Source organism: Streptomyces sp. NPDC087859, assembly GCF_044742595.1.
GTDB classification, from domain to species: Bacteria; Actinomycetota; Actinomycetes; order Streptomycetales; family Streptomycetaceae; genus Streptomyces; species Streptomyces canus_F.
Genome location: NZ_JBIUUU010000001.1, coordinates 654,760 through 678,974, shown reverse-complemented (window position 1 = coordinate 678,974; position 24,215 = coordinate 654,760). Strand labels below are relative to the sequence as shown.

Below are 24,215 nucleotides of genomic sequence, written 5' to 3'. Positions count from 1 at the left end.
TGTCACTCATATGGCTGACACGGTGTCAGGGCATCAGGAGTTCAGATAGGTGAGGACCGCAAGAACACGTCGGTGATCCCCGTCACTCGGGGAGAGGCCCAGCTTGAGAAAGATGTTGCTGACGTGCTTCTCGACGGCGCCGTCGCTCACCACGAGCTGGCGTGCGATCGCCGAGTTCGTCCGGCCCTCGGCCATCAGCCCCAGCACCTCCCGCTCCCGCGGGGTGAGTCCCGCGAGCACGTCCTGCTTGCGGCTGCGGCCCAGCAGCTGCGCGACGACCTCGGGGTCCAGCGCCGTGCCGCCCCCGGCGACCCGTACCACCGCGTCCACGAACTCACGAACCTCGGCTACCCGGTCCTTGAGGAGATAGCCGACGCCGGTACTGGAACCGGCGAGCAGTTCCGTCGCGTACCGCTCCTCCACGTACTGCGACAGCACCAGGACCCCGAGTCCGGGATGAGCCTTCCGCAGCTGTACGGCGGCCCGTACCCCTTCGTCGGTGTGCGTCGGCGGCATCCGCACATCGGCGACGACGACATCGGGCAGTTCCCCCTGTGCGTCCAGCTCGGTAATGGTCTTGACCAGTGCCTCACCGTCGCCGACGCCGGCGACGACGTCGTGCCCTCGGTCGGTCAACAGCCGGGTCAGCCCTTCCCTGAGCAGAACCGAATCCTCGGCGATGACCACCCGCACCCTGTCCTCCACGATCCTCGGCCCCCCACAGCCCGCCTTCGCGCCCGACTCCCCGACGGACGAAGTCCAGCATTCCAGCATTCGCACCCTGGTGCGCCGGGGCGACGGGAATCAATGGGAATACGTGCACGGCACGGCGGGTTTCGGCCTCCCGCCAGGCTTGTTGTCGATCATCCGGCGCCGATGTCGAGGGGGAAGGGCCACGCGAGGGCCGGGCCGGGGGCGAAGGGGCAGCGCCCCTGAGGATGGGAACGGGTGAGGGCGGCGGGGGCGAAAACCCCCGCCGCCCTCACCCGGGCGCCCGCTCACCCCAACGCCCGCTCCCCCCGCCAGGGCAGCTCCGCCGTGACCCGGGTAGGCCCGCCCACCGGCGAATCCACCACCAGAATCCCGTCCACCGCATCCAGCCGCTCCGCCAGCCCACCGAGCCCGGACCCCGTAGCCGCGTCGGCGCCGCCCACCCCGTTGTCCACGACCTGCAGCATCAAGCGGTTCTCCACCCGCCACACATCCACGGCCGCCCACGTCGCCCGCGAATGCTTGCTGATGTTCTGCAGCAGCTCCGACACCGTGAAGTACGCGATCCCCTCGATCGCCGGCGCCGGCCGTGCCGGAAGATCCACCTCCACCTGCACCGGCACCGTGCACCGCGACGCCACCGAGGACAACGCCGCGTCCAGCCCGCGATCCGTCAGCACCGCCGGATGAATCCCGCGCGCCAGATCCCGCAGCTCCTGGAGCGCCGTCTTCACCTCACCGTGCGCCTCGTCCACCATCCGCGCCGCGGCCTGCGGATCCTCCGTGAGCTTCTCCTTCGCCAGCCCCAGATCCATCGCCAGCGCGACGAGCCGGGCCTGCGCCCCGTCGTGCAGATCGCGCTCGATCCGCCGCAGATCCGCCGCCGCCGTATCCACCACGACCCCCCGGTCGGACTCCAGCTCCACCACCCGCGTGGCCAGCCGGGACGGCCCGAGCAGCCCGTGCACCATCACCCGGTCCACCATCGTCAGCGCCCGCACGATCCACGGCGTGGCCAGCGTGAACAACAGCCCCACCAGCGCGGTCACCCCGATCTCGAACGGGTTGTCGAGATAGATGTGGTGGGTCTGGTCGCCGTACAGCTGAAGCCCGTCCTGACCGCCGTACACCGGAAAGAGCCAGAACCACAGCGGATACGTCAGCAGCGCCCACCCGTACGCCCAGAAGTTCACGGCGACGACGAACGAGAACACCGCCCACGGCAGATGGATCACCGAGTACAGCAGCGTCCGCCAGGACGTGCCGCTCTTCAGTACGGCCCCCATCCACGCCAGAAACCCGTTCCCCCGCATCCTGAGCGGCTCCGGATCGGCGACATCGAGCTCCAGCAGCCCCCGCGCCCGCGCCCGCTCCAGCGCCCCGAACCCCCGGCACCCGGCCAGCCCCGCCGCCAGGACCGGGACCCCCAGGAACGTCACCAGCAGCCCGGCACCGATGGCCACCATCGTGACGGCGTACGTGAACAGCACGATGCTGATCGGCAGGCCCAGCAGCACATATCCGAACTCCCGCCAGGTCCGCCCCTCGAACGGCGCCCGCAGCCCCGTCGGCAGCCGGCGCCGGCGCGTCCCCTTGTCGAGGAACCCGTAGCTCTGTCCGTAGTCCGTGGCCATCGGCGTCGTCCTTCTCTCGTCCCCCGCCCGGGGTGTCTGGAGTGTGGTGTCGCTGTCGTACCTCCACCCTGCTGGGCCGCAGGTCGGCGGACCATGGAGCCCATCGGCGTCTTGGGAGGGGGGTTTTCCCTACCCCGGCCTGACCTGCGTCACCTGCGGCCCGTGTCGAACGACCGGTCCCGCCACGGCAGCTCCGCCGTCACCGTCGTAGGACCGCCCGGCGGGGAGTCGATGACGAACAGGCCGTCGACGGCGCCGAGACGTTCCGCGAGGCCCTGCATACCGGTGCCGCCGTCGAGGCGGGCGCCGCCGCGACCGTCGTCCCACACCTGGATGAGCAGCCGGTCCTCCGTGCGCCACACGTCGACGGACGCGGTCCGCGCCCCGCTGTGCTTGCTGACGTTCTGCAGCAGCTCGGACACCGTGAAGTACGCGATGCCCTCGATGGCCGCGGCCGGTCTGGCGTTCAGATCGGCCGTCACCTTCACCGGCACCGTGCAACGCGAGGCGACGGAGGACAGGGCGGCGTCGAGCCCGCGGTCGGTGAGTACGGCGGGATGGATGCCCCGCGCCAGATCCCGCAGCTCCTGCAGCGCGAGCTTCACCTCGCCGTGCGCCTCCGAGACCATCGCCGCCGCGTACTCGGGGTCCTCCAGCAGCTTCTCCTTCGCCAGACCGAGCCCCATCGCCAGATTGACCAGCCGAGCCTGCGCCCCGTCGTGCAGATCGCGCTCGATGCGCCGCAGATCGGACGCGGCCGCGTCCACCACGACCCCCCGGTCCGACTCCAGTTCGGCGATCCGCCGCTCCAGCTCGTCGGAGGGCGACAGCAGTCCGCGCACCATCGCCCGGTCCGCGTTGGTGAGGCCCCGCGCGATGAACGGCAGCACCGGCCACAGCACGAACAGCGAGGTCAGCGTGATGGTGAAGGTGAGGATGCCCCAGGGCAACCGGATGAAGTCGTACAGGATCGTGCGCCAGCCCACCGGGTCCTTCAGCATCATCCACAGCTGCTGGAAGAAACCCGAGTTGCTGGTCTTCAACGGCAGCGGACTCGGCTCGTCGATCCGCACCCCGAGCAGCTTCCGGGCCCGCGCCCGCTCCAGCGCGCCCAGCTTCCGCGCGCCCATCAGCCCGGCCGCGAGCACGGGGAACCCGATCACGGTCACCGTCAGCATGAAGCCGGTGAACAGCACTGTCGTCACATAGACGAACCCGAGCAACGCCACCGGAAGGTTGACGAGGAGATGCGTGATCTCCTTCCAGGTGTGCGCGTCGTAGGCGAACCGGGCGGGCGGAAGCGGCGCGTTGGCCTCGGCTTTCCGTTCCGGGGAGTATCTGGGGCGTTCGGTCATATGGGCTAGCGTGCCGCGCGACGCGCCGCGGCGCCATGAGGCGAGCCGCCGCGATCCCCTGGGGAAAACCCCACCCCGGCAGGTTCAGCCGTGACGGGCTGCTTACGGTCTCTTTAGCAGGCCCTAGACTCCCGTGCGTACAGATCGTCGAACAGCGGGTGTCCAGCGATCTTCGGTGTGTTCACAGGGAGCGAGGGGTCGGACGTGCCGGAACAGACCGTCGGGTCGACCGTCGTCGTTGCGGCGGACTACTTCCAGTCGTACTCGGTCGTCGGACTGCTCGCCGTCGTCGGCGTGCTGTTCGTCGCCGTGGCCTTCGGCGCGAACCGCCTGCTGCGCCCCGTCGTCCCGACCCCCGAGAAGCTCCTGACGTACGAGTGCGGCGTCGACCCCGTCGGCGAGGGCTGGGCACACACCCAGGTCCGCTACTACGTCTACGCCTTCCTCTACGTCATCTTCGCCGTCGACTCGATCTTCCTGTTCCCGTGGGCCACGGTCTTCGCCGCCCCCGGCTATGGCGCGGCCACGCTCGTAGAGATGTTCATCTTCCTCGGCTTCCTGGCCGTGGGTCTGCTGTACGCATACAAGAAGGGCGTCCTGACATGGACGTGACCCCCTCGGAACCGGTGCTGCTCCCCGAGCCGAAACGGCTGGGCGCCCTGGCCCGCCTCGCTCCCGAGCCGATGAAGGTGGTCCTCAACTGGGGCCGCCGCTACTCGCTCTGGGTCTTCAACTTCGGCCTCGCCTGCTGCGCGATCGAGTTCATCGCCGCGTCGATGGCCCGCCACGACTTCATCCGCCTCGGCGTGATCCCCTTCGCACCGGGCCCCCGCCAGGCCGACCTCATGGTCGTCTCCGGCACGGTCACCGACAAGATGGCCCCGGCGGTCAAACGTCTCTACGAGCAGATGCCGGAGCCCAAGTACGTCATCTCCTTCGGCGCCTGCTCCAACTGCGGCGGCCCCTACTGGGACTCGTACTCCGTGACGAAGGGCGTCGACCAGATCATCCCGGTCGACGTCTACGTCCCCGGCTGCCCGCCCCGCCCCGAAGCCCTCCTCCAGGGAATCCTCAAACTCCAGGAGAAGATCGCCCGCGAGTCGCTGGGGGAGCGGTACGGGGTGACCGGGGGCCGGGCGTCCACGGCCGCGCTGCAGAGCGGGTTGGTGCGGGGTCCGGGGACGGCTTCTGGAATGTCGGCCGGATCGGATTCGGACGGTGCTTCGGGGGCGGTGGCCGGGGCGGGTGCGGGGGCGGAACAGGCTTCCGGGTCGGGTGCGGGTGCGGGATCGACGGTCGGGTCGGCTTCGGAAGAGGCTCCGGGCTCGGCGGCCGGGCCGCCTCCGGGCGAGGGTTCGGGTTCGGAGCCGGCTTCGGGCCCCGCTTCAGATACGGCTTCTGATCCGGCCTCGGGCGCGACGCCCGATCGCGCCTCGGGTTCGGCTTCCGGTTCATCCGACGGCCCGGCGTCCCGGGAGGAACGATGACCGCGGTCGGCTGGCTGCCCGCCCCCGCCGAGGAACTCTTCGGCGCGGAGGCCACGGCCGAGGAGTCGTACGAGGTCCTGACGGTGGACGTGCCGCCGGCGTCCTGGATCACGGCGCTGGAGACGGCACGCGACGAACTGGGCTGCACATACTTCGACTGGCTGAGCGCGGTCGACGAACCGGGCACGGGCTTCCGCGTCGCCGTACACCTCGCGGCCCTGTCGCCGGTACGCCGCCTGCTGCTGCGCACCACCGTCCCGCACGAGTCCCCGACCCTGCCCAGCGCCGTGGACGTGTTCGCGGGCGCGGCCTGGCACGAACGCGAGACGCACGAAATGTTCGGCGTCGTCTTCGAGGGTCACCCCGCCCTGGACCACCTCCTCCTCCCCGAGAACTTCGAAGGCCACCCCCTGCGCAAGGACTTCGTCCTGGCAGCCCGGGTCGCCAAGGCCTGGCCCGGCGCCAAGGAACCGGGCGAGTCCGACCATGGCGGCCCCAAACGCCGCCAGATGCTCCCCCCAGGCGTCCCTGACCCGAACGAATGGGGCCCCCTGAAAGGCCAGCTCCCCCCAGCCCCGACCCGCCCCGCCCGAGCCGCCGGAGCCCGCGCGACGGGAACCGGGGCAGCGGGAGAACGCCCGGCCCGAGCGGCCGGCGAACGCCCGGTACGTCGCGCTCGCACCGCGGCTGCGGGTTCGGCGAGTCAGGCGGAGGAGGCCGCGACCCCGGCTGCCGCGCCGCGCCGTTCCCGCACTGCGTCGGAGGGTTCAGCGAGCCAGACGGAGACGCCCTCGTCGTCGGGTGCGCCGACGACCGGGCCACGTGGCGCCGGTACGGCGCCGGAAGACTCGGCGAGTCAGGCCGAGGGAACGGCAGCTGACGGCTCGGCAAGCCAGTCGGAGACGCCCGGGCCTTCGGGTACGGCGGCCGGGCCGCGTCGCGCTCGTACTGCCGCGGAGGGTTCCGCCAGCCAGACCGCCGCGACCGCCGAGCCTCCGGCCCCGGGTACCGTCGACGCCCCGTCGGGCACCGGCACGCCGGCCGGACCGCGTCGTGTGCGGAGCGCGAGCGAGGGCTCGGCGTCCCAGCGCCCCGGACCGGACACCACCCCCTCCGGCCCACGCCGGTCCCGCAGCGCGTCAGACGGCTCCGCGACCCAACGGGCCACGCCCGACGACCCGTCAACGCCCGCCCCGACCGAGGCCACACCCCCGAAGCCCGCCACGGCCCCCCGCAGCCCCGACGCCCCGTGGCATCACGCCCGCCCGGCCTTCGACGAACCGGAAACCGACCAAAAGCCCGAGGCCAAACCGCTCCCGGAGCCCGAGCCCGAGCCCGAGACCCGACCCGAGCCCGGAACGCAGCCCCAGCGGGAGACCGAGCCGCGCACGGGGGCCGAACCGTCCACCGGGCCCGAACCGCGCACGGAGCCGCAGCCTCGACCAGAGGCCGAACCGCGCCCGAAGGCCGGGCTGCACCGGGAGTCCGAGCGTGTGACTCAGTCGCGGCAGACGCCCGAGCCGGAGCCCGAGTCGGATTCTGAGCCGGGTTCTGAGCCGGAGCCGGATTCTGGGCGGGAGCCGGTGGCCAAGCCGCACCCGGAGTCGAAGGCTGAGCCGGAGACCCCGCCCACCGTGGCCCCCACTCCAGAAGAACCCCCGGGAACCTCCGTAAAGCCCGAAGCCCCTGAAGCGCCCGAAGACCCCGCAACTCCCGAAAACCCCGCAGGAGGCCCGCAGTGAACGACGCTCTCGACGTCGCCCTGCGACTCCTGATCGTCTTCGTCGTCTTCCTCACCTTCCCCCTGATCGTCGGCCAGACCGAACACAAGGTCATGGCTCACATGCAGGGTCGCCTCGGCCCCATGTACGCCGGCGGCTTCCACGGCTGGGCCCAACTCGTCGCGGACGGCGTCAAGTTCGTACAGAAGGAAGACGTCGTACCCGCGGGCGCGGACCGCCGTATCTTCCAACTCGCCCCCGCAGTCGCCCTCCTGCCCTACCTCCTGGTCCTCCTCGCCATCCCCATCGGCCCCGGCGAGGGCGCCGTCGGCGAGGTCGTCGACGCCGGCGTCTTCTTCGTCCTGGCCGTCATGGGCGTAGGCGTCCTCGGCTCACTCATGGCCGGCTGGGCCAGCGCCAACAAGTTCTCCCTCCTCGGCGGTCTCCGCACCGCCGCCCAACTCCTCGCCTACGAACTCCCGATGCTCCTGACCGCCGCCTCCGTCGCCATGGCGGCCGGCACGGTCTCCCTCCCCGGCATCGTCGACGCCTTCGAGTGGTGGTGGCTGCCCTGGCAGATCGTCGGCGCGATCGTCTTCTTCATCGCCGGCCTCGCCGAACTCCAGCGCCCGCCCTTCGACATGCCGGTCGCCGACTCGGAGATCATCTTCGGTGCGTACACCGAGTACACCGGCCTCCGCTTCGCTCTGTTCCTGCTCGCCGAGTACGCCGGGATCGTCGTCCTGTGCGGCCTGACCACCGTCCTCTTCCTGGGCGGCTGGCACGGCCCGTGGGGCGCCGACGGCCTGGGCTGGGTCTGGACCCTGCTGAAGGCCGCGATCCTCGCCTTCCTCGTCATCTGGCTGCGTGTGACCTATCCCCGCCTGCGCGAGGACCAGCTCCAGAAGCTCGCCTGGACCCTCCTCGTCCCCCTTTCTCTCGCTCAGATCGCCCTCACCGGCATCGTCAAGGTGGTGATCTCCTGATGGCCGAGTCGCTCCCGCCCACCCGGTCGCGGTTTCCCGGCGCCGGCCTCGCCAAGGGCCTGGCCGTCACCCTGCGGACGATGACGAAGAAGACCGTCACCGAGCAGTACCCCGACGTTCAGCCCGACCTCCCGCCCCGCACCCGCGGTGTCATCGGCCTGTTCGAGGAGAACTGCACGGTCTGCATGCTGTGCGCCCGGGAGTGCCCGGACTGGTGCATCTACATCGACTCCCACAAGGAGACGGTCCCGGCTGCCGCCCCCGGTGGCCGTGAGCGCAGCCGCAACGTCCTCGACCGCTTCGCCATCGACTTCTCCCTGTGCATGTACTGCGGTATCTGCATCGAGGTCTGTCCTTTCGACGCCCTGTTCTGGTCCCCGGAGTTCGAGTACGCCGAGACCGACATCCGCGAACTCACCCACGAACGCGACAAGCTCCGTGAGTGGATGTGGACCGTCCCGGCCCCGCCGGCCCTCGACCCCGCGGCCGAGGAACCGAAGGAGATCGCGGCCGCCCGCAAGACCGCCGAGAAACTGGCAGCGGCCCAGGCCGAACCGACCGAGCCCCGGCCAGAGCCATCGACCGGTCCGTCGACCGGTCCGACCGCACCCGGGGGAGGTGCGTCATGACCCTCGCCGCAGCCACCGCCACGACGGCCCACGCCACGCTGGCCAAAGCTCACGCCACCGTCATCGCCGCCGCCACCGAAACCCACGGGTTCCTCTCGCCGACCGGCGTCGAGATCGCCTTCCTCCTCGTCGGCCTGGTCACCTTCGGGGCCGCCCTCGTCACCGTCACCACCCGGCAGCTGGTACACGCCGCCCTGTGGCTGGTGGTGACCCTCGGCGGTCTCGCCGTCGAATACCTCCTGCTCACCGCGGAGTTCATCGCCTGGGTGCAGGTCCTCATCTACGTAGGTTCCGTCGTCGTACTCCTCCTCTTCGGTCTGATGCTCACCAGGGCCCCCATCGGCCGTTCCCCGGATGCCGACTCCGGCAACCGCTGGGCGGCCCTCACGGTCGCCGTCGCCTCGGCCGCCGCCCTGGTGTGGGTCGTCGTCGACGCTTTCCGCGCGACCTGGATCGACCTGGACGGCCCGGCCGCCGGCTCCACCGAGGCGACAGGAGCGAGCCTCTTCCAGAACTGGGTCCTCCCCTTCGAGGCCCTCTCCGTCCTCCTCCTCGCCGCACTGGTCGGCGCGATCGTCCTGTCCCGCAAGGCGAAGGCGGAGTCGAGCTCTCCCCCTGTGAACTCCCGGCCCGCGACCGGTAGTTCCCCATCCGCCCCGAATTCCCGTAATCACCCGATCGGGCGAAACAGGCCGGTCGAGCGAACCGAACCGCCCGAGCCCCACGCCCCCGCCGAGCGCACCACTCCGGCCGAGCCCGGCACCCCGGCCGAGCAGGAAGGCGCCCGCTGATGCACCTCGCCTATCCCGCCGTACTCTCCGCCCTCCTGTTCTGCACCGGCCTGTACGGCGTCCTCGCGCGCCGCAACGCGATCCTGGTCCTGATGTCGGTCGAGCTGATGCTCAACGCCGTCAACCTCAACCTGGTCGCCTTCGACGTCTGGCTCAGCAGGACCGCCGAGGAGACCCTCCACTCCGGCCAGGCCCTGACCCTGTTCACCATCGCCATCGCCGCCGCCGAGATCGGCATCGGCCTGGCGATCGTCCTCGCCGTGCACCGCAACCGCGGCACCTCGGACATCGACAGACTCCGCGACACCGCCGAGGGCCACGAGCCCGACCACGCCGACGACTCCGACGCCCCCGCGGCCGAGAAGGCTGAGGCCACCGCGTGACCACCACCACCCTCGCCGTCCTCGTCCCCCTCCTTCCATTCCTCGGCGCGGTCGCCGGCCTGCTCCTGGGCCGCACGGCGCCCGGCTTCGTCCGCCCGCTCGCCGTCCTGCCGGCGCTCACCTCCCTCGTACTGGCCGCCGTGGTCGCCGTACGACAGGGCGGCGACGAGGCCGTGAACGCCGCCACCGAGCTCACGCCCACCGGCTCGATCCCCATCGAACTCGCCCTGCACATCGACGGCTTCGCCGCCCTGGTCGCCGTACTCGTCGGCCTCGTCGCCACCTGCGTGCAGATCTACTCGACGGGCTACCTGCGCGACGACCCGCGCTACCCCTCCTATGCCGCCCTCGTCTCCCTCTTCACCGCCGCGATGCTCCTCGTCGTCTACTCCGGCGACCTGATGGTGCTGCTGGTGGGCTGGGAGATCATGGGCATCTGCTCGTACTTCCTGGTCGGCCACTACTGGGAGACCCCGGAGGCCCGCGCCGCCTCCATCAAGGCCTTCCTGGTCACCAAGCTCGGCGATGTCCCGTTTCTGATCGGCCTGTTCGCACTCGCCACCGACGCCGGCTCCTTCCGCATCACGAAGGTCCTCGGCGCCGTCGCGCACGGCGGGCTCGACCACCCGACCCTGATCGCCCTGCTGCTCCTGGCGGGCGTGGCCGGAAAGTCGGCGCAGTTCCCGCTGCACACCTGGCTCCCGGACGCGATGGCGGGCCCGACGCCCGTCTCCGCGCTCATCCACGCCGCGACCATGGTCGCCGCCGGTGTCTACTTCATCGCCCGTCTCCTCCCGGTCTTCGAGGCCTCGCGGGCCGCGATGGCGGTCCTCGCCGTGATGGCCGCCGTCACGATGGTCGGCTCGGCGCTCGCCGCACTCGCCCAGGACGACATCAAGCGCGTCCTCGCCTACTCGACGATCGGCCAGCTCGGCTACATGACCGGCGCCCTCGCCGTCGGTGATCGCGGTGCCGCCGTCTTCCACCTCCTGTCGCACGGCGCCTTCAAGGCGCTGCTGTTCCTCGCGGCCGGCGTGATCATCCACGCCGCCGGCACCAACTCGCTGGCTGCCATGTCCCGCATGGGCCACCTCCGCGACCGCGTGCCGGACGCCTTCTGGACGATGACCGTGGCGCTCCTCGCGCTCGCCGCGATCCCGCCCTTCAGTGGCTTCTTCTCCAAGGAGTCCGTCCTCGGCGCCGCCGAGCACGTCGCCACCGGCCACACCGAGCACGTCCCCGGCGCCGCCGGCTGGGTCGTCCTCGTCGCCGGCCTGCTCACGGCCCTGCTCACCGCGGCGTACGCGACGCGCCTGTGGCTGCTGGCCTTCCACGGCCGGGGTGTGGAGGCCCCCGACCACGGCCGCCAGCCGCTCACCATGACCACGGTCCTGTGGGTTCTCGCGATCCCGTCCCTCGCCGTCGGCGCATTCGCCTACCGCGTGCTCCCGGACTGGTTCGACGGCAACGACCTCACCCCGACCCTCACCACGTCCGTCGTCGGCACCGGCGTCGCCCTGGTCGGCGGCATCGTCACCTACGCAGCCTGGCGGCACACCACCGTGCTCGCCGACCGCGTCCCGCTGGGCGCGGTCGCCGCCCACCCGGACGGTGACGCCGGACGCGTCGAGGCCGAGGCCATCGCCAGCCACGAGCCCGCGTACGGAGACGTGGCCTACGCACCCGATCCCTCGGACCCGGGCCGCCTCCTGCTCGGCCCGCTGCATCGGCACGCGGCGGTCGGCTTCCACCTCGACGCCGTGTACTCGGCCCTCTTCGTCCGCCCGGTCCAGGCCGGTGCCACCCTCGTCCGATTCCTCGACCGCGAGGTCGTCGAGACCTACGTACGCGGTGCGGGCGCTCTACCCCGACTGCTGGGCACGGCCGTACGGCGTGCCCAGACCGGAAATGTGCAGACCTATGTGAGCGCGCTGCTCGCCGGCACCGTCGTCCTGGTGGTCGCCGCCGTCCTCGTCGCCACGGGAGCGTGAGCAGGCGTGATCGATATCAACGAGTCCGTGATGCAGTTCCTCCTGGCGTTCCTCGTCGTCGGTCCGCTTCTCGGCGCGGTCGCCGCTCTCCTGCCGGCCCCGCCGGGACTGAAGGGGAAGTCGCCCGAGCAGGCGGCGCTGCGGCACGGCGTGACCGTGACCGGCGTGATCCTCATCGCCGCGATCGTCCTCGCGCTCGGCTTCGACCACGACCACCCGTCGAAGATGCAGGCCACGACCGACATCAGCTGGATCCCCGCACTCGACGTGCGGATCCACCTCGGCATCGACGGCATCTCCCTCCCCCTTCTGGTCCTGACCGCGCTGCTGACCTTCCTCTGCGCGCTCTACTCGTACTTCAAGATGCCCGCGGGCCCGACCCCGAAGGCATTCGTCGCGCTGCTGCTCGTCCTCGAGTCCGGCACGCTCGCGACTTTCGCCGTCCTCGATCTGCTGCTGTTCTTCCTCGCGTTCGAGATGGTGCTCATCCCGATGTACTTCCTCATCGCCCGCTGGGGCGGCGAGGGCAGGACCCAGGCCGCCTGGCGGTTCATCCTCTACACGCTGCTCGGTTCGGTCGTCATGCTGCTCGGCCTGCTCCTGATCGGGATCAAGGCGGGCACATTCGACATGGTGGCACTCGCCACTGACAACGGCCGGTCCCTCACCTCATCCGTGCAGGTCATCGCGGTTCTGGCGATCGGCATCGGGCTCGCGGTGAAGACCCCGATGTGGCCGCTGCACAGCTGGCTGCCCGACGCCCACACCGCCGCGCCGACCGTCGGCTCGGTCCTGCTGGCCGGCGTCATGCTGAAGATGGGTACGTACGGGTTCGTCCGGATCCTCCTCCCCATCGCACCGGACGGTTTCCGCGACTTCGCGCCCTACCTCGCCGCCTTCGCCGTCGTCGGCATCATCTACGGATCCCTGGCCTGCCTCGCCCTCGCCAAGCAGGGCGCGAAGGGCGACCTCAAGCGCCTCATCGCCTACTCGTCCGTCGGCCACATGGGCTTCGTCCTGCTCGGCATCGCCACGATGACCCCGACCGGTGTGAACGGCGCCCTGTTCGCCAACATCGCCCACGGCCTCATCACCGGCCTCCTGTTCTTCCTGGTCGGCGCGCTGAAGGACCGTACGGGCAGCACCGACCTCGACGCCCTCGCCGAGCAGACCGGCGCCGCGCTGTACGGCAAGGCCCCGCGTCTCGGCGGCCTGCTCGCGTTCGCCGCGGTCGCCTCCCTCGGACTGCCGGGCCTCGCCGGGTTCTGGGGCGAGATGCTGGCGCTGTTCGGTGCGTTCGACCCCGCAGAGGGCCTCAGCCGCCCGGCGTTCCTCACGTTCATGGCGATCGCGGCCTTCGGCACCCTCCTCACGGCCGCCTACCTCCTCGTCGTGGTCCGCCGCGTCTGCATGGGCGCCGTACCGCAGGACGCCCCGAAACTCGCCGACGTCCACACGTACGAGTTCGCGGCCTGGACGCCGCTCGTCGCCCTCACCGTCGTGGCCGGCCTATGGCCGAAGGCCCTCCTCGGTCTGACCGACCCGGCCGTACAGCAGCTGCTCGCAGGAGGCACCCGATGAGCTCCCTGGCCTCCATGGCCCAGCCGATGGCCGCGAACCTCGTCCAGTCCGTGGACTGGCTCGCCATCGCACCGCCCACCATCGCGGCGGTCGTCGGCCTCGTCGTCCTCGTCGCGGACCTCTTCGTGGGCGACAACAAGAAGGCGCTGCTCGGCTGGCTGGCCGTCGCGGGTCTCGCCGCCTCCACGGCGATGCTGCTGCCCCTCCTGGACGGCGACCGCGCCACCTTCTGCCTGACCGGCGCTCCCGACGTCTGCAGCTACACCGCGGACCGCTTCACCCTCGTCCTGCAGCTCCTGGTGTTCGGGGGAGCGTTGCTGGCAGCGCTCCTGTCCGTCACCGCCCTCAAGGACGCCGACAAAGGACTCCCCGAAGGGGAGTACTGGTTCCTGCTGCTCTCCTCCGCCGCCGGCGCCGCCCTCCTGCCCGCCTCGCGCGACCTGGCGACCCTGATCGTCGCCCTGGAGGTCGCCTCCCTGCCGGCCTTCGCCCTCGTCGGCCTGCGCCACGGCGACCGCAAGTCCTCCGAAGCGGCCCTGAAGTTCTTCCTCTCCTCGGTCACCGCGACCGCGGTCAGCCTCATGGGCATCAGCTTCGTGTACGCCTCCACGGGCACCCTCTACCTGACCCAGATCGCCGACCGCATCCAGAACGTCGACGGCCAGCTCCACACCCTCGCCCAGACCGGCGTCGTCCTCACCCTCGTCGGCTTCGCCTTCAAGACGGCCGCCGTCCCCTTCCACTTCTGGGTCCCGGACACCTACGTAGGGGCGCCGCTCCCCATCGCCGCCTACTTGTCGGTCGTCGGCAAAGCGGTCGGCTTCTCGGGCCTGATCCTCGTCACGGTCGTCGCCCTCCCGTCGTACGCCGACGTCTGGGGCCCGGCGCTCGCGGCACTGGCCGCCCTCACCATGACCGTCGGCAACGTGGGCGCCCTCCGGCAGCAGGCCACGCGCGCGTACAGCGCCGTACGGCTGCTCGCCTGGTCCTCCGTCGGCCAAGCCGGCTACCTCCTCGTGCCGATCGCCGCCGCCGCGTACTCCGACGACGCCGAGCGCTCCGTCGGCTCCACCGTCGCCTACGCCCTCATGTACGCCGCCGTGAACCTCGGTGCCTTCGCGGTGGCCGCCCTGGTCGGCCGTACGAGAGCCCTCAACCGCCTCACCGACTACCGCGGCCTGTACGCCTCGAACCCCCTGGCCGCCCTCCTCCTGGCGTTCTTCCTGCTCTGCCTGGCCGGACTGCCACCGGGCATCATCGGCCTCTTCGCGAAGGTCACCGTCTTCTCCGCGGCCGTCGACGCGGGCCTCGGCTGGCTCGCCGTGGTCATGGCCGCCAACGTCGTGATCGCGCTGTTCTACTACCTCCAGTGGACGGCCCTGCTGTTCCGCGCCCCGGAAGGCGAACCCGCACGGCACCGGATCCCGGTCCCGCTCACCGCGGCCATCGCCCTCACCGGCGTCCTCGGAATCGCCCTGTCGGGCGCTCCCCAGCTGATCCTGCGCTTCACCGACACCGGACTCTTCTGAGCCCACGGCCGGACAACTTCCGAGCCCTCACCCGGACGGCCCACGCCCGCCTCCGCATGCACAAGGGAACTCGCTGCTCTCGCCTGGCGTTGACAAGAACAGGAGGGTCCACTGGTGGTGACACCAGAAGGACCGCAGATCAGCACGCAAAGGGTTCCCCTGCTGCACGATTTGGAGGGCGTACCGTGCACCGCCGGCACAACGGGCTCAGGACCGCAGTACTCCTCGGGGGACTGTCCGCACTCATCATCGTCATCGGCAGTTTCTTCGGCCGTATGGGGCTCGTGGTCGCGGTACTGATCGCCCTGGGGACCAACGCGTACGCGTACTGGAACAGCGACAAGTTGGCGCTACGCGCGATGCGCGCCCGCCCGGTCAGCGAGTTCGAGGCCCCTGCGCTCTACCGCATGGTCCGCGAACTCTCCACCCAGGCCCGCCAACCCATGCCGCGCCTGTACATCTCCCCGACGGAAGCCCCGAACGCCTTCGCGACGGGCCGCAACCCGCGCAACGCCGCCGTCTGCTGCACGGATGGCATTCTGCGCATCCTCGACGAGCGCGAACTGCGCGGGGTCATCGGCCACGAGCTCAGCCATGTCTACAACCGCGACATCCTGATCTCTTCCGTGGCCGGAGCCCTCGCCTCCGTGATCATGTTCCTGGTCAACTTCGCCTGGCTGATCCCCATCGGGCGCTCCAATGACGACGACGGCCCCGGCATCCTCGGCATGCTGCTCATCATGATTCTGGGCCCGCTCGCCGCGAGCGTCATCCAGCTGGCCATCAGCCGCTCCCGGGAGTACGAGGCCGACGCGTCCGGCGCCCAGCTGACCGGCGACCCGCTGGCCCTGGCCAGCGCGCTGCGCAAGCTCGAGATGGGCACCAAGCAGCTTCCGTTGCCCCCGGAGCCGCGTATCGAGACCGCGAGCCACATGATGATCGCGAACCCCTTCCGTCCGGGCCAGGGATTCTCGAAGATGTTCTCCACGCACCCGCCGATGGCGGACCGCATTGCCCGCCTTGAGAAGATGGCAGGTCGCCACCAGTGAAAACCATTCTGAACGTCATTTGGCTCGTCCTGAGCGGCTTCTGGCTGTTCCTCGGCTATCTGCTGGCCGGTGTGCTGCTGTGCATCACGATCATCGGCATCCCCTTCGGCATTGCCGCTTTCCGCATCGGCGTCTACGCCTTGTGGCCCTTCGGGTACACGACGGTCGAACGCCGTGACGCCGGCGCCCCTTCCTGCGTCGGCAACGTCCTGTGGCTGGTCCTCGCAGGCTGGTGGCTGGCCCTGGCCCACATCGTCACCGGCATCGCCCTGTGCGTCACGATCATCGGTATCCCGTTCGGCATCGCCAACTTCAAGCTGATCCCGGTCTCGCTGCTGCCGCTGGGCCGCGAGATCGTGTCGACCGACCAGCCGTTCTCCTCACGCTGGTAGGCCGAGTGCCGGTACCGCACAGGGTTTTCCACAGCCCGACGGTTGTCCACAGGGCCGCCCGAATGTCAGTGGCGGCCCGCATCATGAACTCATGACCGCGAACGAGCAGTTGCGGGCACAGGGGAATGCCGGGATTCATAACGTCCGCCCGTGGGCCCGCGCTTCCCACGAGTTCCCTCACCACACCGGCGTTTGGCCTGCGGGCATATCCGCCCAGCAGTTCGCTGGGCCCGGCATCCGTATACACGCGGCCTGACGGGCACTTGGCGCACAGGGGAGCCATGTGCTGTCCCGGCAAGGGCGGTCGCCTCGTCCGTCGGCGTACGCCGCTTCACCGCGCCGTCATCCACCGCCGTACGCCATACGCCACCACACCCACCACAAGCACACCCGCGCCCACGGCCACCGAAACCCCCGGCAGCGCGAACGCCAGCACCAGGCACCCGAGGAGCCCCACCGCCGGCACCACCCGTGCCGTCGCAGCGGAACCCAGAGTCCAGGCCGAGGCGTTGGCCACGGCGTAGTACGCCAGCACACCGAAGGAGGAGAACCCGATCGCGCCCCGCACATCCACCGTGGCGGCAAGAACCGCGACCACCGCGCCCACGGCCAGCTCCGCCCGGTGCGGCACCTGGAACCGCGGATGCACTTCCGCCAGAGCGCCGGGCAGATGACGGTCACGGGCCATGGCCAGCGTCGTCCGAGAGACACCCAGGATCAGCGCGAGCAATGAGCCCAGCGCCGCCACGGCAGCACCCACCCGCACAACCGGCACCAGCCCCGGCACCCCTGCGGCACGGACCGCGTCGGCCAGCGGTGCGCCCGCCCGACCCAGCTCCTCCGCTCCCAGCACAGAAAGGACGGCCACCGCCACACACGCGTACACGCCCAGTGCGATGCCCAGAGCCAGCGGGATCGCACGCGGGATGGTGCGCGCGGGATCCCGTACCTCTTCCCCGAGCGTCGCGATCCGGGCGTACCCGGCGAACGCGAAGAACAACAGACCGGCGGCCTGCAGCACCCCACCCAGGCCACCTGAGGCCCCGCTGTCCAGCCGTCCGGCCTCGGACGTCCCGGATCCCAGACACACGACCACCACGGAGGCAAGGACAGCCAGCACGACTGCCACGATTCCCCGCGTCAGCCAGGCGGACTTCTGGACCCCGCCGTAGTTCACCGCGGTCAGCGCCACCACGGCCGCGACCGCCACGGCGTGCGCCTGCTCCGGCCAGACGTACGCGCCCACGGTGAGCGCCATCGCCGCACAGGAGGCCGTCTTCCCGACCACGAACGACCAGCCCGCCAGATAACCCCAGAACGGACCGAGCCGCTCGCGCCCGTACACATACGTGCCGCCGGAGGCGGGATAGAGCGCGGCCAGCCGTGCCGACGACGTGGCGTTGCAGTAGGCGACCACGGCGGCGACCGCGAGCCCGAGCAGTAGCCCGGACCCGGCCGCGCGGGCCGCGGGTGCCAGGGCGGCGAAGATGCCGGCCCCGACCATGGAGCCGAGCCCGATGACCACGGCGTCCCCCACGCCCAGGGTGCGTCGCAGCTCGGAGGGGGAACTGGAGGGTGCCATGCGCCGCACCCTACTGATCAGTGCAACCGCCTGGTGCATCCGTGACGTCCTGTTCAGTAACGCGGCACGAACAAGTGCCGTCGCCAGGCGACGAACGCACCACGCACAACCTGTGAGCGCACAGCCGGACGGGACCAGAATCACAGCGCCGGGACAGTGCGGGCACAGTGCGGAAGGGCAGGTTCAGGGCATGAGCATCATCGGTTGGATCATCCTGGGACTTCTGGCCGGGGCCATCGCCAAGTTCCTGCTGCCGGGCCGCGACCCGGGCGGCTTCATCGGCACGACCCTCATCGGCATCACGGGCGCGTTCATCGGCGGCTGGATATCGGCCCGCTGGCTGGACCACCCGGTCACCAAGAACTTCTACGACGGCACCACCTGGGCGGCCGCGATCGGAGGCTCACTCGTCCTCCTGATCGGCTACCGCATCCTGTTCGGCAACTCGCGCAACTGAGCACACCCCGAACCGCAGCCAGCAGGCGGGAAGGGTGGGCACCGGCCAGGTGCCCACCCTTTCTCGTAGTTCCACGCGCTTTCATGCGCGACCGAATCAGGCGTCGCTCACCGGTAGTTCACGAACTGGACGGCGAAGTCGAGGTCCTTGCCCTTCAGCAGGGAGATGATGGTCTGCAGGTCGTCCCGGCTCTTCGAACTGACACGCAGCTCGTCGCCCTGGACCTGAGCCTTCACACCCTTCGGACCCTCGTCACGGATGATCTTCGCCACCTTCTTCGCGTTCTCCTGGGAGATGCCCTCCTCGATGGACGCGAAGATCTTGTACTCCTTGCCGGACAGCTGCGGCTCACCGGCGTCCAGCGCCTTCAGCGAGATCCCGCGCTTGATCAGCTTGGACTGGAAGACGTCGAGGACAGCGTTCACCCGGTCCTCGGAGTTCGCCTCCATGAGGATCTTCTCGCCGGACCACGAGATCGAGGCACCCACGCCCTTGAAGTCGTAGCGCTGGGAGATCTCCTTGGCGGTCTGGTTGAGGGCGTTGTCGACCTCCTGCCGCTCGACCTTCGAGACGATGTCGAAACTGGAGTCGGCCATGTCCTGTGGCTCCTTGTATCGGGGGGCGTATCGGGGTGCGTGTCGGGTGCGTGTCCGCGTAGTGGGCAGCCGCCGAGCCCGGTACAGTCCCCGGGCCGCACCCGGACAAGCCTAGCCACCCCACGCCCCCGGAGCGCTGATCAATCGGGTGGCGAAGCACCCCTCCACATCGGGTATTGTTTACGTCGTTGCCACAGAGCGCCGCCGAAAGACGGTTCGAAGGGCAGCGAACCCCGGCGGTGTGCCCGAGCGGCCAAAGGGAGCAGACTGTAAATCTGCCGGCTCAGCCTTCCCAGGTTCGAATCCTGGCGCCGCCACATGAAGGTAGACCCCCTCCGAACTGCGGAAACGCGGTTCGGAGGGGGTCTCTTCATGTTCCGGGACGATCTTTCGAGTCGAATCGAAACTACGTGACTGGTCTCACGCGGCGAGGCGTGGATCCCCGGGCCGGTCAGGGATTTCGGACCATGCGCGGACCGGCTTCGCCGGTGAGGTGGTGCGGGTGGCCGGAGCTTGAGGTCACGTCATCGAGGGGCAACTGCTCGAGCCCGATGCCCTGATGCCGCACCCGTCGCGCCAGTCCGCGACTCGCGGCGCCGCACGCTCAGGCGCATCGCCGAGCCACCGAATGCGATCCCCTTGCTGGCCTAATAAATCGAACACATGATTGAATTTGGGTATGCGACCGTTCCCAGACGACCTCGTCCAGGCCCAGCAGGAGTGGAGTGCTACCTATCGACAGCTCGCCGAGCGGCCCGGCAGTACCGAGCTGCGCCGGAGCCTCTACCGGCTGTCGACCCAGCTGTTCTTCCATCGCTACTGGCAGCGTCGGAGTCAAGGCCCCGCGGGTTGGTGTGAGTTGCGTGAACTGGGACGGGCGGATGGGGACGTGAGCGAGCGGCTTCACCAATGACGTCATGGAATGAGGGCCCGCAGGGCTCGGATGATCCTGAAGGTATGCCCGGACCGATTCGCGTGGTTGTGCATCCGCCCTCGCCCACGGGCGGCCGGCGCGTGCGCGTGGACGGCGAGATCCTCGGGTTGGCCCACAACATGGTCGACGTCGCGGAGTTCCTCCGTCGAGCAGGGTTGGAGATGGACCCGGCAGAGGTGGCCGAGTCACCGTGGATCGACTGGCGGGGAGGAGGGCCCGAGTGCTGGGGCCCGGAGTCGAGCAGCTGACACGTTGAAGGCGACACGCCTCAAAGGCAAGGGCCATGCGGCCACGCGGCTGCACGGCCTGCACTGACTTGCCGCGCTCTCAGCCTTGGCCGCTGCCATCAATCGAGGCCGGTTCAGCTGGCTGACGTGCGCGAACGGTCGAGGCGTGGCTCCGACCGGCTCGGCTGCTTTCCCCGTGATTCCCCGCTGATTCCTGCTCGTTCTGGAGCGGTTGTGGTACGCGCTTGATGTCTACGGGCTATCCACAGTCCGGGGGCCACCTACCGCTTCTGCGCCCTGTAGCGCTTCATCAGCGCAGTGATCCGTGCTTGGTCCGCCTGACCGTTGAGCTCGGCCAAGAGTTCGTTAGGACACAACTCGTAGAAATCGCCCCACCATCGACGTCCCCGGTTGTCCCAGATCCGGTAACCACCCGGCACGCCCCGGGCGACGTAGCGTCTCCTGCTCACGGTCCCCCGGTTCCCGGCACCACCCCGTGCCGTCCTCCAGCGAGTCACTCCCGACGCGCGACCATACGTGGGCCGCGGCCAACAGGCGAAGCAGTATGCAGCTACCGACCCACACGCTTCCCCACAGTGTTCACCTGGGTTCATTGGGAGTTGCACCCCGTGAGGCGAGCTCGGCGCGCGGTCCTCGAGGAACAGGTCACGGCCGTGAACGGGGCTGAACGAGACGGAAACCGAGGAGCCCGGGCGGCCCGGACTGGCTAGCATTCTCGGAGTCGAGGAGGAGCCATGGCACTGGGCCGCAAGGGATCGCGACGCATCGTCGTCGACGGTACGGCCTACCGCTGGCGGTTGCGACGCAGGCCGACCTACTTCCAGGCCCTGGCCTGGACACCCTGCACCTTCGCGGTCGAGCACGCAGACGTCCCCGGGGCAACACTCGTGGTCACCACCAACCAGCCGCACCCGAGCAACTGGTTCGGACGCGATGCCAAGCCCGTACTGCCATCCGACGTTGCCCAGACCATCCAGCGTGCTCTTCGCGAGGGCTGGACCCCCACGGCTCCGGGCTCCCCGTTCCACCTGAACCTCTCTACCGGCTTTACACCCTCGCCCTGAGCGAGGCGGAGGGAGAGCAGAGAACTCGGCTGCGAGAAACCCCTGTTGACCGTGGCTGGCCCCCATTTCTGGCAGCTCATAGAACCCCGTCAACGACGACCCCTGCCGCTTCAGCCGGGTACTGATCGCCTCCATCGCCTCGCCGACGACGCTGCGCACGTCGTCGGCGAGGTACGCGGTCGCCGCCCCGGACTCCTGTCCGGCGGAGTCCCATGGTCTGCCCAGCCACGTCTTGCCGACCCCCGCCTGCCCATGCACAGGGAAGGGGTAGCGGAACGCCTCGTCGCCCTCAAGGCCGAGGCCCCGGCTGCCACCCGTCCGGCACGCACAACACCGGCCCGTGCGGGGCACACTGATCACATGTCCAGCCGCCGTAGGAACTGCCCCGAATGCCGTCGCGAGATCGCCGTCGTCGCCGGTCGCTTCGCGCGACACGACCCGCCCGGCGCCCGCGAGAACGGCGCGCTCACCTCCTGCCCGGGCTCCCGTCGCCAGGCCCAACTGGGCGCGGCCCAACCGTCGTTGGACGGCTATGTTGTCCCCGACATCCCGGGCCAGATGCCCCTGTTCTGACGCACGGCTGGGTGGCTGTCCGACTGGCTTTTGGCTTTTACGACTGTCGGCGGACGATTCTTACGACCCGGCTCGCACATCCATACGAGCCACCAGCCCGTCCCCGTCGAACCGGTACACATGCTCGACCGTCCCGTCCGCCCAGTGATCCCCGCCCGCGTCCCGCATCCCCTGTCGCACGCTCGCCACCACCGACGCACCGTCCCCGTCGAGCCGCAGCCCTTCCAGCCGTACGAGGGGGTGCCCGGCCGCGAACTGCCGTGCCCAGTACGCCCGTACCGCCGCCCGCCCGTGCAACCGGACCCCGTCCAGGACGTTCGGCCAGTCCACGTCCGAGGCCAGACAGCGCGGTATGAGGGCGTCCCGACCGTCGGTAGAGAAGACCTCGTACATCCGCCGCAGCAGCTCCTCCTGCGCGGCCGGCACCCCCTCCGCGGCCACCCTCAGTTCCCGGCCACGGCCTTCACCGCCACCGACACCGGCGTCGACCCGGCGACCAGCTCCAGGGTCAGTCCGGCCGTCGCCGGGGTTTCCAGCAACTCCGCCACCACGGCGGCCACATCGTCCCGCGGGACCGAACCGCGACCCGTGCGCGCCTCGAGCCGTACGAGACCCGTACCGGCGTCGTTCGTCAGCGCGCCGGGGCGCAGGATCGTCCAGTCCAGGGCGTCGAGCCCGCGGACGTGGTCGTCGGCCTCGCCCTTGGCGCGCTGATAGACGTCGAAGACGTCGTCGCCCTGGTGGTTCGCATCGGCGCCCATCGACGACACGACCACATGGCGCCGTACGCCGGCCAGGACCGCCGCGTCCGCGAACAGCACCGCCGCACCCTTGTCCACCGTGTCCTTGCGGGCCGCGCCGCTGCCCGGGCCCGCGCCCGCCGCGAAGACCGCCGCGTCCGCGCCCCGCAGATGGGCCGCGACCTCCTCGACCGAGGCCGACTCCAGATCCAGGAGCACCGGTTCGGCACCGGCCTCCCGCAGGTCGTCGCCCTGCTCGGCCTTGCGGATGATTCCCGCGACCTCGTTACCGCGCGCGGCGAGCAGCCGCTCCAGCCGCAGCGCGATCTGACCATGACCACCAGCGATGACAATGCGCATGCGTCGACCGTACGCCGGAACGGTTGTGATTGCCGAGTTCGGTTGTTGAGCGAGCGCGGCGCCACCGCGGCTGGTCCCGCAGTAGGTCGCGCCCCTGGGTCGGTGTGGGCGGCACCCGCCCGCACCCGCACCCGCCCCACTCAACCCGCACCCGCACCCGCCTACGGCAACTCCCCCCGCCCCTGCCGCGGCAACCCCAACTCCACCGCCACCGCCGAGTCGCAGAACTCCCGCACCGCGCTCGTCCGCGCCACCACGCGCCCCCGGTGCACGACGATCCGGCTGTACGCCAGCGACAGCGCCCCCGCGAGCCGATCCCCGCGCACCGCAAGCAACTCGGCCGGAAATCCCGCCTCCACACGCACCTCGGGCAGCCCCAGGACGGCCCGGGCGGAGGTGCTCACCGCGTCGTAGGCGTCCTCGGGGCGCAGCCCGTACCGAGAGGCCAGCAGGTAGGCCGCCTCCAGCGGATCCCCGCGGCCCACCGGGTTCGACACGTCCCTCAGTGCCCCGCTGCCGGCCGCCACCCGTACCCCGGCCGCCCGCAGCAGCCGTACCGGAGCCGTACCGCGCCGCTCCACGCCCCCGCAGCCGCCCTGCGGCAGGCACACCACGGTCACCCCGGCCGCGGCGAGCTGGTCGGCGGTGCGGGAGGCGATCTCGGAGGGCAGCCGGCCCAGGAAGCCGCACGGGCCGATGGTCACCCCGGGACGCAGTCCGCCCGCCATCGCCGCGAGACGGGAGAGGCGGGCCGGGTCGGTGCCGTCGGTGTGCAGATCGACCGGGCAGCCCTGCTCGGAGGCGACATCCAGCACCGCCTGCACGTACCCCGTCGGATCGGGATCGAGATCCGGGCAGCCGCCCACCACCGAGGCGCCCATCTTCACCGCGTCCCGCAGCATTGCGAGCCCCTCCGCCCCGGCCACCCCGGTCAGTACCCGCGGCATCGCCACCGCGGTCAGCTCGGTGAGCCCGCGCAGCGACCGCCGCGCCTGCAGTACGGCCGCCAGCGCGCCCAGCCCCTGGACGTCGCCCACACGTACGTGTGCCCGCAGCGCGGTCGCCCCGTGTCCTAGTTGCAGCAGGGCCGCCTCGGTGGCCCGGCGCTGGACGTCCTGGGGGTCGTAGGAGACCGGGCCGTCCTCGTCGGCCGACAGGGCCGTGTCGCCATGGAGGTGCGGCTCGACCGGTGCCGGGAGCAGCAGATAGCCGCCGAGGTCCACGCGCGCGCCGCACGCGCGCGTGCCGTCCGCCGCCAGGCTGCCCGCCGTGCCGACCGCCTCGATGCGTCCGTCGCCCAGCCGTACGTCCACGGTCCGGCCGTCGGTCAGCCGTGCCCCGCACAGCAGGAGTGAGGCGGTGTCGGCCGGGCCCGACGAGGACGAGGAGGGGGGCGGCTGCGGCTGGCTGTCGGGCATCGCG

The 24,215-nt window shown here is 70.4% G+C and carries 25 protein-coding genes, 1 tRNA gene and 1 pseudogene; 18 read left to right on the top strand and 9 right to left on the bottom strand.

Annotated elements, in window-relative coordinates; genetic code table 11:
- Window positions 1-33 precede the first annotated feature (33 nt).
- The 3 genes from ACIOHP_RS03200 to ACIOHP_RS03190 form a co-directional block, all read right to left on the bottom strand.
- Window positions 34-693: a response regulator transcription factor gene (locus ACIOHP_RS03200; RefSeq protein ID WP_307037267.1), complete on the bottom strand. Its 660-nt coding sequence runs from the start codon at window positions 691-693 to the stop codon at window positions 34-36.
- 305 nt (window positions 694-998) lie between these two features.
- On the bottom strand, window positions 999-2,345 hold the full coding sequence (locus ACIOHP_RS03195) for a sensor histidine kinase (protein WP_401882817.1): 1,347 nt from the start codon (window positions 2,343-2,345) through the stop codon (window positions 999-1,001).
- A gap of 149 nt (window positions 2,346-2,494) precedes the next feature.
- Window positions 2,495-3,700 carry a sensor histidine kinase gene (locus ACIOHP_RS03190; RefSeq protein ID WP_401882814.1) on the bottom strand — a complete coding sequence of 402 codons (1,206 nt, stop codon included), beginning with the start codon at window positions 3,698-3,700 and terminating at the stop codon, window positions 2,495-2,497.
- Between the two features lie 204 nt (window positions 3,701-3,904).
- Between ACIOHP_RS03190 and ACIOHP_RS03185 the strand changes: the two genes are divergently transcribed.
- The 12 genes and pseudogenes from ACIOHP_RS03185 (at window position 3,905) to ACIOHP_RS03130 (ending at window position 16,239) form a co-directional block, all read left to right on the top strand.
- Complete coding sequence (locus ACIOHP_RS03185) at window positions 3,905-4,312, top strand: NADH-quinone oxidoreductase subunit A (RefSeq protein ID WP_361481269.1); 408 nt, start codon at window positions 3,905-3,907, stop codon at window positions 4,310-4,312.
- Window positions 4,303-4,879 (top strand): annotated as a pseudogene (locus ACIOHP_RS03180) (NADH-quinone oxidoreductase subunit B); the annotation flags it as partial. The gene ACIOHP_RS03185 and the pseudogene ACIOHP_RS03180, both read left to right, overlap by 10 nt.
- 304 nt (window positions 4,880-5,183) lie before the next feature.
- Window positions 5,184-6,929, top strand: coding sequence for an NADH-quinone oxidoreductase subunit C (locus tag ACIOHP_RS03175; protein ID WP_401882811.1), 1,746 nt, complete (start codon window positions 5,184-5,186; stop codon window positions 6,927-6,929).
- Entirely contained in the window at window positions 6,926-7,894 is a 969-nt protein-coding gene (locus ACIOHP_RS03170) for a complex I subunit 1 family protein (protein ID WP_361481260.1), read from the top strand. Before ACIOHP_RS03175 ends, ACIOHP_RS03170 begins: the two co-directional genes overlap by 4 nt.
- Complete coding sequence (locus tag ACIOHP_RS03165; protein WP_401882809.1) at window positions 7,894-8,523, top strand: NuoI/complex I 23 kDa subunit family protein; 630 nt, start codon at window positions 7,894-7,896, stop codon at window positions 8,521-8,523. The genes ACIOHP_RS03170 and ACIOHP_RS03165 overlap by 1 nt, the downstream gene beginning before the upstream one ends.
- Window positions 8,520-9,314 carry an NADH-quinone oxidoreductase subunit J gene (locus ACIOHP_RS03160; protein ID WP_401882806.1) on the top strand — a complete coding sequence of 265 codons (795 nt, stop codon included), beginning with the start codon at window positions 8,520-8,522 and terminating at the stop codon, window positions 9,312-9,314. Before ACIOHP_RS03165 ends, ACIOHP_RS03160 begins: the two co-directional genes overlap by 4 nt.
- Window positions 9,314-9,697, top strand: coding sequence for an NADH-quinone oxidoreductase subunit NuoK (gene nuoK, locus ACIOHP_RS03155; RefSeq protein WP_046262863.1), 384 nt, complete (start codon window positions 9,314-9,316; stop codon window positions 9,695-9,697). Before ACIOHP_RS03160 ends, nuoK begins: the two co-directional genes overlap by 1 nt.
- Complete coding sequence (locus ACIOHP_RS03150) at window positions 9,694-11,688, top strand: NADH-quinone oxidoreductase subunit L (protein ID WP_401882802.1); 1,995 nt, start codon at window positions 9,694-9,696, stop codon at window positions 11,686-11,688. The genes nuoK and ACIOHP_RS03150 overlap by 4 nt, the downstream gene beginning before the upstream one ends.
- A 6-nt stretch (window positions 11,689-11,694) precedes the next feature.
- Window positions 11,695-13,269: an NADH-quinone oxidoreductase subunit M gene (locus ACIOHP_RS03145; protein ID WP_361481246.1), complete on the top strand. Its 1,575-nt coding sequence runs from the start codon at window positions 11,695-11,697 to the stop codon at window positions 13,267-13,269.
- Complete coding sequence (locus tag ACIOHP_RS03140; protein WP_401882799.1) at window positions 13,266-14,798, top strand: NADH-quinone oxidoreductase subunit N; 1,533 nt, start codon at window positions 13,266-13,268, stop codon at window positions 14,796-14,798. Before ACIOHP_RS03145 ends, ACIOHP_RS03140 begins: the two co-directional genes overlap by 4 nt.
- Before the next feature lie 185 nt (window positions 14,799-14,983).
- Window positions 14,984-15,847 (top strand): zinc metalloprotease HtpX, encoded by an 864-nt coding sequence (htpX, locus tag ACIOHP_RS03135; RefSeq protein WP_361481240.1) that lies wholly within the window; start codon window positions 14,984-14,986, stop codon window positions 15,845-15,847.
- Window positions 15,844-16,239 carry a YccF domain-containing protein gene (locus ACIOHP_RS03130; protein ID WP_266823342.1) on the top strand — a complete coding sequence of 132 codons (396 nt, stop codon included), beginning with the start codon at window positions 15,844-15,846 and terminating at the stop codon, window positions 16,237-16,239. Before htpX ends, ACIOHP_RS03130 begins: the two co-directional genes overlap by 4 nt.
- 331 nt (window positions 16,240-16,570) lie before the next feature.
- Here ACIOHP_RS03130 and ACIOHP_RS03125 read toward each other — a convergent pair whose 3' ends face one another.
- Complete coding sequence (locus ACIOHP_RS03125) at window positions 16,571-17,821, bottom strand: APC family permease (protein WP_401882794.1); 1,251 nt, start codon at window positions 17,819-17,821, stop codon at window positions 16,571-16,573.
- Between the two features lie 190 nt (window positions 17,822-18,011).
- Between ACIOHP_RS03125 and ACIOHP_RS03120 the strand changes: the two genes are divergently transcribed.
- Entirely contained in the window at window positions 18,012-18,278 is a 267-nt protein-coding gene (locus tag ACIOHP_RS03120) for a GlsB/YeaQ/YmgE family stress response membrane protein (protein ID WP_046262857.1), read from the top strand.
- A gap of 107 nt (window positions 18,279-18,385) precedes the next feature.
- On the opposite strand, the gene ACIOHP_RS03115 is transcribed toward ACIOHP_RS03120, so the two are convergent.
- On the bottom strand, window positions 18,386-18,874 hold the full coding sequence (locus ACIOHP_RS03115; protein ID WP_266888997.1) for a YajQ family cyclic di-GMP-binding protein: 489 nt from the start codon (window positions 18,872-18,874) through the stop codon (window positions 18,386-18,388).
- A 235-nt stretch (window positions 18,875-19,109) separates the two neighbouring features.
- On the opposite strand from ACIOHP_RS03115, the gene ACIOHP_RS03110 reads away from it, so the two are divergent.
- From ACIOHP_RS03110 to ACIOHP_RS03100, 3 genes are all read left to right on the top strand, one after another.
- Window positions 19,110-19,191, top strand: a tRNA-Tyr gene (locus ACIOHP_RS03110).
- A gap of 362 nt (window positions 19,192-19,553) precedes the next feature.
- The gene (locus ACIOHP_RS03105; protein ID WP_401882789.1) at window positions 19,554-19,787 is read left to right on the top strand and encodes a hypothetical protein; all 234 of its coding nucleotides are present in this window, start codon (window positions 19,554-19,556) and stop codon (window positions 19,785-19,787) included.
- A gap of 44 nt (window positions 19,788-19,831) precedes the next feature.
- Complete coding sequence (locus ACIOHP_RS03100) at window positions 19,832-20,056, top strand: hypothetical protein (protein ID WP_401882786.1); 225 nt, start codon at window positions 19,832-19,834, stop codon at window positions 20,054-20,056.
- A 260-nt stretch (window positions 20,057-20,316) separates the two neighbouring features.
- On the opposite strand, the gene ACIOHP_RS03095 is transcribed toward ACIOHP_RS03100, so the two are convergent.
- On the bottom strand, window positions 20,317-20,505 hold the full coding sequence (locus ACIOHP_RS03095; protein WP_401882783.1) for a hypothetical protein: 189 nt from the start codon (window positions 20,503-20,505) through the stop codon (window positions 20,317-20,319).
- Window positions 20,506-20,790: 285 nt separating this feature from the next.
- Here ACIOHP_RS03095 and ACIOHP_RS03090 point away from each other — a divergent pair, with 285 nt between their 5' ends.
- Both ACIOHP_RS03090 and ACIOHP_RS03085 read left to right on the top strand, forming a co-directional pair.
- A complete protein-coding gene (locus ACIOHP_RS03090; RefSeq protein ID WP_401882780.1) occupies window positions 20,791-21,120 on the top strand; it encodes a hypothetical protein in 330 nt (109 codons plus the stop codon).
- 360 nt (window positions 21,121-21,480) lie between these two features.
- Window positions 21,481-21,693, top strand: coding sequence for a hypothetical protein (locus ACIOHP_RS03085; RefSeq protein ID WP_307027127.1), 213 nt, complete (start codon window positions 21,481-21,483; stop codon window positions 21,691-21,693).
- A gap of 60 nt (window positions 21,694-21,753) precedes the next feature.
- Here ACIOHP_RS03085 and ACIOHP_RS03080 read toward each other — a convergent pair whose 3' ends face one another.
- From ACIOHP_RS03080 to ACIOHP_RS03070, 3 genes are all read right to left on the bottom strand, one after another.
- Complete coding sequence (locus ACIOHP_RS03080) at window positions 21,754-22,134, bottom strand: nuclear transport factor 2 family protein (protein WP_401882777.1); 381 nt, start codon at window positions 22,132-22,134, stop codon at window positions 21,754-21,756.
- 2 nt (window positions 22,135-22,136) lie between these two features.
- Window positions 22,137-22,793 (bottom strand): NAD(P)H-binding protein, encoded by a 657-nt coding sequence (locus tag ACIOHP_RS03075; RefSeq protein WP_401882775.1) that lies wholly within the window; start codon window positions 22,791-22,793, stop codon window positions 22,137-22,139.
- Window positions 22,794-22,954: 161 nt separating this feature from the next.
- The gene (locus tag ACIOHP_RS03070; RefSeq protein ID WP_401882772.1) at window positions 22,955-24,211 is read right to left on the bottom strand and encodes an amidohydrolase family protein; all 1,257 of its coding nucleotides are present in this window, start codon (window positions 24,209-24,211) and stop codon (window positions 22,955-22,957) included.
- Window positions 24,212-24,215: the final 4 nt, after the last annotated feature.

Coding starts and splice junctions, on each gene's coding strand:
- ACIOHP_RS03195 (WP_401882817.1), bottom strand. CDS start 2,345: ATGGCCACGGACTACGGACAGAGCTACGGGTTCCTCGACAAGGGGACG.
- ACIOHP_RS03190 (WP_401882814.1), bottom strand. CDS start 3,700: ATGACCGAACGCCCCAGATACTCCCCGGAACGGAAAGCCGAGGCCAAC.
- ACIOHP_RS03175 (WP_401882811.1), top strand. CDS start 5,184: ATGACCGCGGTCGGCTGGCTGCCCGCCCCCGCCGAGGAACTCTTCGGC.
- ACIOHP_RS03165 (WP_401882809.1), top strand. CDS start 7,894: ATGGCCGAGTCGCTCCCGCCCACCCGGTCGCGGTTTCCCGGCGCCGGC.
- ACIOHP_RS03160 (WP_401882806.1), top strand. CDS start 8,520: ATGACCCTCGCCGCAGCCACCGCCACGACGGCCCACGCCACGCTGGCC.
- nuoK (WP_046262863.1), top strand. CDS start 9,314: ATGCACCTCGCCTATCCCGCCGTACTCTCCGCCCTCCTGTTCTGCACC.
- ACIOHP_RS03140 (WP_401882799.1), top strand. CDS start 13,266: ATGAGCTCCCTGGCCTCCATGGCCCAGCCGATGGCCGCGAACCTCGTC.
- ACIOHP_RS03125 (WP_401882794.1), bottom strand. CDS start 17,821: ATGGCACCCTCCAGTTCCCCCTCCGAGCTGCGACGCACCCTGGGCGTG.
- ACIOHP_RS03120 (WP_046262857.1), top strand. CDS start 18,012: ATGAGCATCATCGGTTGGATCATCCTGGGACTTCTGGCCGGGGCCATC.
- ACIOHP_RS03115 (WP_266888997.1), bottom strand. CDS start 18,874: ATGGCCGACTCCAGTTTCGACATCGTCTCGAAGGTCGAGCGGCAGGAG.
- ACIOHP_RS03105 (WP_401882789.1), top strand. CDS start 19,554: ATGCGACCGTTCCCAGACGACCTCGTCCAGGCCCAGCAGGAGTGGAGT.
- ACIOHP_RS03100 (WP_401882786.1), top strand. CDS start 19,832: ATGCCCGGACCGATTCGCGTGGTTGTGCATCCGCCCTCGCCCACGGGC.
- ACIOHP_RS03090 (WP_401882780.1), top strand. CDS start 20,791: ATGGCACTGGGCCGCAAGGGATCGCGACGCATCGTCGTCGACGGTACG.
- ACIOHP_RS03085 (WP_307027127.1), top strand. CDS start 21,481: ATGTCCAGCCGCCGTAGGAACTGCCCCGAATGCCGTCGCGAGATCGCC.
- ACIOHP_RS03075 (WP_401882775.1), bottom strand. CDS start 22,793: ATGCGCATTGTCATCGCTGGTGGTCATGGTCAGATCGCGCTGCGGCTG.
- ACIOHP_RS03070 (WP_401882772.1), bottom strand. CDS start 24,211: ATGCCCGACAGCCAGCCGCAGCCGCCCCCCTCCTCGTCCTCGTCGGGC.